This is a genomic window from Pseudomonas sp. PS01297 (assembly GCF_029959305.1).
GTDB lineage: Bacteria > Pseudomonadota > Gammaproteobacteria > Pseudomonadales > Pseudomonadaceae > Aquipseudomonas > Aquipseudomonas helleri.
In genome coordinates this window covers 1-5,280 of record NZ_JASCPQ010000172.1, presented here as the reverse complement: position 1 = coordinate 5,280, position 5,280 = coordinate 1, and the positions used below count along the sequence as shown (strand labels likewise).

Here is a 5,280-nt window from a genome sequence, read left to right as displayed (position 1 = left end):
GCTCGCGATGATCGTTAACAATCACGCATATTTGCCTGGTAAATGAGGCGCTCTGAAGGCCATCGCGAGCAAGCCCGCTCCCACTTGGATCGTGTCGCTCTTAAGTGACATCACTCGATCTTCGCCCGCTGGCGCTGAACAAAACGGTTCACATAATCGTCTGCAGGGGTGTGCAGAATCTCTTGTGGCGTGCCCACCTGCACCAACTGCCCGTCCTTGAGGATGGCAATGCGGTTGCCAATACGCAGCGCTTCGTCCAGATCATGGGTGATAAAAACGATGGTTTTTTGCAGCGTGCGTTGCAGCTCCAGCAGTTGGTCCTGCATCTCGGCGCGGATCAGCGGGTCGAGGGCACTGAAGGCTTCGTCCATCAAAATGATGTCGGTGTCGGTGGCCAAGGCACGGGCCAACCCCACGCGCTGGCGCATGCCACCCGAGAGCTGGTGAATAAACGCCTGCTCATAGCCTTGCAAACCCACCACCGTGATCCAGTGCCGGGCGCGCTCGTTGCACTGCGCCGTGCTCTCCCCGCGCACTTTGAGGCCGTACGCCACGTTTTCCAACACGTTGCGGTGCGGCAACAGGCCAAAATTCTGGAACACCATGCTGATTTTTTGCCGCCGAAACTGGCGCAAAGTCGGCATGTCGTACTCGAGGATGTTTTCACCCTCCACCAGAATCTGCCCGCTGGTCGGGTCGATCAGGCGGTTGAAGTGACGCACCAGCGTCGACTTGCCCGACCCGGACAAACCCATGATGACGAACACTTCGCCCGCTTGAATCGACAGCGACAAGTCGTTGATGCCCACCACGCTGCCGGTTTTGGCCAGCACATCGGCTTTGCTCTGGCCCTCCTTGATCATGGCCAGGGCTTCTTTTTCGCGCTTACCGAACACCTTGAAGACATTGCGCACTTCGATCTTGTTGATCACAGCCTCACTCATCTTTTGCCCCATGCCGTGGTCGGCCATAGGCTTGGGTTATGCGGTCGATGACCACAGCCAGAATCACAATCGCCAGCCCGGCTTCCAGGCCCTTGCCGACGTTGAGTGTCTGAATCCCCACCAGCACGTTTTCGCCCAAGCCACGGGCGCCAATCATCGACGCGATGACCACCATCGACAGCGCCATCATGGTGGTTTGGTTGATCCCGGCCATGATGCTCGGCATGGCCAGCGGCAATTGCACCCCGAACAGTTGTTGCAAGGGGTTGGCCCCGAAGGCATTGATGGCTTCCATCACTTCGTGGTCAACCTGGCGCAAACCCAGATCGGTCAGACGAATCAATGGCGGCACCGCGTAGATCACCGTGGCGAAAATGGCCGGGACCTTGCCCAGACCAAACAGCATCAATACCGGGATCAGGTACACAAAGCTGGGCATGGTTTGCATGATGTCCAGCAGCGGCATCAGTAACGTGCGCAAGCGGTTGCTGCGCGCCGCCAAAATACCCAGCGGGATGCCCAGCAGCACGGAGATCACCGTGGCCACCATCACCAGCGCCAGGGTTTGCATCAGCTTGTCCCACAGCCCCACCGCGCCGACCAGAAACAACAACCCCACGATCAGCACGCTGCTGAACACTTTGCGCGTGGCGTGCCAGGCAATCACCCCGACGATCAGCAGCATCAGCCACCACGGGGTCAGGCGCAGCAGGTTTTCAAGGTTAACGATGGCCCACAGCAAGGTGTCGGAGATGTGTCGGAACACATCCCCGTAGTTGCTGACCAGCGCATCGACCCAGGTATTGACCCAGCCAGCGATGGAAAACGTCAGATTCTCAGGAAACATGCATGGCTCGTACTCAGTGAATTATTTGGCGTTAAGCGCCGCATCAACTTTTTGCGCCGCCTCGGCGGTCACCCAGCTGTGCCAGATCTGCGGCTGGTCGCGCAAAAACGCTTCGGCAGCCTGGCGCGGTTCGGTGCGTTTTTCACTCATGTCAGCCAGGGTTTTGTTCAGCAAATCGATCGGGAAATCGACCTTTTCATAGAACTCGACCAACTGCGGATACTGGGTTTTGAACGGGGTTGATACACCAATCGCCAGTTTTGCCGGCAATGAGCGCGTGCCCTTCGGGTTAGGGTTATTAGCGTCAGACAGGGTTTTCCAGGCCTCGGCATCGAAGGCCGGTTCGTCCAGCTTGATCAGCTTGTAGCGACCGATCAACGGGGTCGGCGACCAGTAGTAGAACAGCACCGGTTTGCCGCGACGGATCAACGAAGCGACTTCAGCGTCCAGTGCAGCACTGGAGCCTGTGCGGAAGTTAACGAAGTCTTTGTCCAGACCATAGGCCTTGAGTTTCTGGCTGTTGACGATCTCGGAGGTCCAGCCCGTCGGGCTATTGAGGAAGCGTCCACGGCTTGGGTCTTCGGGGTCACGGAACACGTCTTTGTAGCGCTTCAAGTCATCCACCGACTTCAAGTCCGGGGCCAACGGCTTGATGCCTTTTTCCGCGTCGCCCTTGATCACGTACTCAGGCACCCACCAGCCTTCACTGGCGTTCTTGACGATGTCACCCAGCCCCGAGACTTTGCCCTCGGCTTCGGCTTTGATCCACGCGGGGCTGCGCCCGGCCCACTCCTCGCCGATCACCTGAATGTCGTTTTTAGCCAGTGCCGCCTCAAGGCTAACCGTGCTGCCCGGCAAGGTATCGGTCGCCTCGCCATAGCCCTTCTCGGTCAAAATACGCAGCACCTCAGTGATAAAGCTGCCGCTTTCCCAAGTGATGTCGCCAAAGTGAATCGGGGTGTTTTTGCTGTCAGCCAGGACCGGCTGGCTCAACAATCCAAGTGCCAGCAGCGAGCCACCGAGCCATTTTTTAAGGTTGTTCATACGGATTCTCTTGTCATGGATAGGGGCAAAACTATCGGCCGCACTGGCTTAAGCGTAGCCGTTGGCGTCGCAGGGCGTTTAAAGCAACACCTCATAACCTGCCGCGCTCGCTTCACGCTGGTAGCCAATAACGACCTGGTAGTCGGTTTCGCTGGCCGGTAAAACTTCCTGTAAACCCAAGGAGGCACTTACCTGTGGCAACTGCTGCAAGGCAAGGTTCATTGCCTCGCGAATACGCTCAGCGCCCGCGCTTCCAGCACTGAGTGCGGTGATGTAGGGCAAATTGGGGCTGATGGCGGTGCGCGCAACAATGCGCAGCCCGGCGACTTCGGCAGGGGCATAGCGCGCCAGGTAGGCAAACGTGACGCTGTCGATGGAGGCCAGGTCTGCCCAGCCTTCACGCACCCAGCGCAGGCTTTGTTGATGCGCGCCGCTGGTCGCCACCGAGGCAAAAAAACGCCCGTCTTGCTGCAAGGGCGTCAGCCGATGCCGGAACAGGTTCATGCCACTGTTGGAGTGCCGGTCATTGATCACCCCGCGGCTACCTTTAAAATCCGCCAGCTCGACACGCGGGTCGGTTTCGCGGCCGACAATCACGCTGCAATGGCGCCCGGCGCTGCTGTCGGGCCATTCGTAACGCGGGCGACCGACCACTTGCACTTGGCCCTGCAACTGAGTCAGCAGCGGGTAGCCGCAGGTTTGGGTCAGCAACAAATCGGGCGAGCGAAACAGCTCCAGCAACTCAATGCTCCCGGCGTCGCGGCGCGTGGCCTGCAACAGCTCAAGGATACGTGTCAGCCATTGTTCATTGGCTTCACGCACCTGCGCGGGGGCTACGTACATCAATAACTCTGCATAACCGCCTGACATACAGCGCTCCTGGTGACGTTAAACAAACGGGTGTTTGGGGCTATCAATGGCGTGCACCGCGTGCCGACGAATCAACTCGCCATAGCCGTGCACCACATAATGGCCGCTGCGTTGTTGCCATTGCTCACGCCGCGCTTTGTAGACCCTGGGCATGTAGAACCAGGGCAGACGCGGCAGATCGTGGTGCACCAAGTGCAAGTTCAGATTCAGGAACAACCAGGTCCACGGCCAGCCGGCTTCATTAAGTACCGTACGCTGTTCGGGACGGGCTGCGGGGCGGTGCTCGTAAAAAGAGCGGACCATGCCGACAGACAGCACCGGGACGGTGACCAAAAACACGTATTGCCACACCGTCACGGCGCTGTAGCGGGCGATAAAGGCAAACATCAGCAGCGTGAAAAAACCGTGGGTCAGCCACATCAGCCAGGCTTTGCGCTCGCCCTGGCGCAGGCGCTGAAATTCTTCTTTGGCCATCGCGTACAACGCCAAAGGCGGGCCAACCAGCAAGCGGCCCGGCACGGTTTTGTTAAGCCAGAGCACAGCGCGAAACAGCCTGGAACTGCGCTCCCAGCCTGACTGGCTGAGGTAACGGCTTTCGGGATCGACGCCGGGGATGGTCAGGTCATGATCGTGGTGATGCTGCAAGTGGCTGTCGCGGTACAAGGTGTACGGGTACCACAGGGCAAAGGGCGCATAGCCCAGCACCTTGTTCAGCCAATTGAAACGCGTGGGATGGCCATGCAACAGCTCGTGCTGGACTGACATCCACAGCACCACCACCGGGATCAACAGCACAATGGTCCAGCCCGCGCCAAGCACCGGGCTGGCCAGCATCAAGGCAAACCAGGCGCTGGGCACCGCAATCAACAACAACCAGGTGGGCCATTGCGTACGACCGGTAAAGGTGTGAGCCAGGGCCTGAATGTCTTGTTGCTGAGCGCTGTCAAAATAATGCGACATCTGAAGGACTCAAAAAAAGGTTTGAATCCTTGTGTGGCGCGAGGCGCAAATATCTTGCAGATCGTTTGGTTATGAGCTTAGAACCGTGGTGCAACACCTCACACTGGGCTGCCGCCCCGTCTTCGACGCCGCGCTGTCGCGCAGCAAACAGGCCACCGATAATAGACAGCATCCCCCAATCGGTTCCCTCTCCTTCGGGAGAGGGCTAGGGTGAGGGGGCTCTTGTTTTTTTGTACAGATCCATTGCCGCGGCAACGGCCACTTAGGGTTCCGCCCTTACGGCGCGTCACTTTGCAAAAGCGATAAAGTAAACAAAACGCTTTTGCCCCCCCTCGGTGCCTGGCCGTGTCGCGGCTAACCCGGCGTCCTGCCGGGTTAGCCTCTGCGCAAAACCTGCGTTCGGCCAGCGTGGTTTAACGGGGCCTCTTAGATCAAGATCAAAAACCAGATCAACAGCTCGCTCCTACAGAGTCTTTAGAATCAATCACTTATTTTATATTTGGTAGGAGCGAGCTTGTCTCGCGATCTTTTGATCTTGGCGCTTTCGACGTGGTGGCAAACCTCAGGTTGCCCCGCTCAAAAGCCACAGCAGATCAAAAGATCGCGAGACAAGCT

5 protein-coding genes are annotated in these 5,280 nt (G+C 58.2%); all 5 read right to left on the bottom strand.

Annotated features, from left to right (window positions below; all coding sequences use genetic code 11):
• Positions 1-110 precede the first annotated feature (110 nt).
• Entirely contained in the window at positions 111-944 is an 834-nt protein-coding gene (locus tag QMX84_RS25750; RefSeq protein WP_048373700.1) for a glycine betaine/L-proline ABC transporter ATP-binding protein, read from the bottom strand.
• Positions 937-1,791: a proline/glycine betaine ABC transporter permease gene (locus tag QMX84_RS25745; RefSeq protein ID WP_262126799.1), complete on the bottom strand. Its 855-nt coding sequence runs from the start codon at positions 1,789-1,791 to the stop codon at positions 937-939. Before QMX84_RS25745 ends, QMX84_RS25750 begins: the two co-directional genes overlap by 8 nt.
• 21 nt (positions 1,792-1,812) lie before the next feature.
• Positions 1,813-2,835, bottom strand: a complete 1,023-nt coding sequence (locus QMX84_RS25740; protein WP_123750172.1) for an ABC transporter substrate-binding protein — start codon at positions 2,833-2,835, stop codon at positions 1,813-1,815.
• Positions 2,836-2,913: 78 nt separating this feature from the next.
• Complete coding sequence (locus tag QMX84_RS25735; protein ID WP_262126800.1) at positions 2,914-3,705, bottom strand: PhnD/SsuA/transferrin family substrate-binding protein; 792 nt, start codon at positions 3,703-3,705, stop codon at positions 2,914-2,916.
• A gap of 18 nt (positions 3,706-3,723) precedes the next feature.
• Complete coding sequence (locus tag QMX84_RS25730) at positions 3,724-4,665, bottom strand: fatty acid desaturase (protein ID WP_262126801.1); 942 nt, start codon at positions 4,663-4,665, stop codon at positions 3,724-3,726.
• Positions 4,666-5,280 lie beyond the last annotated feature (615 nt).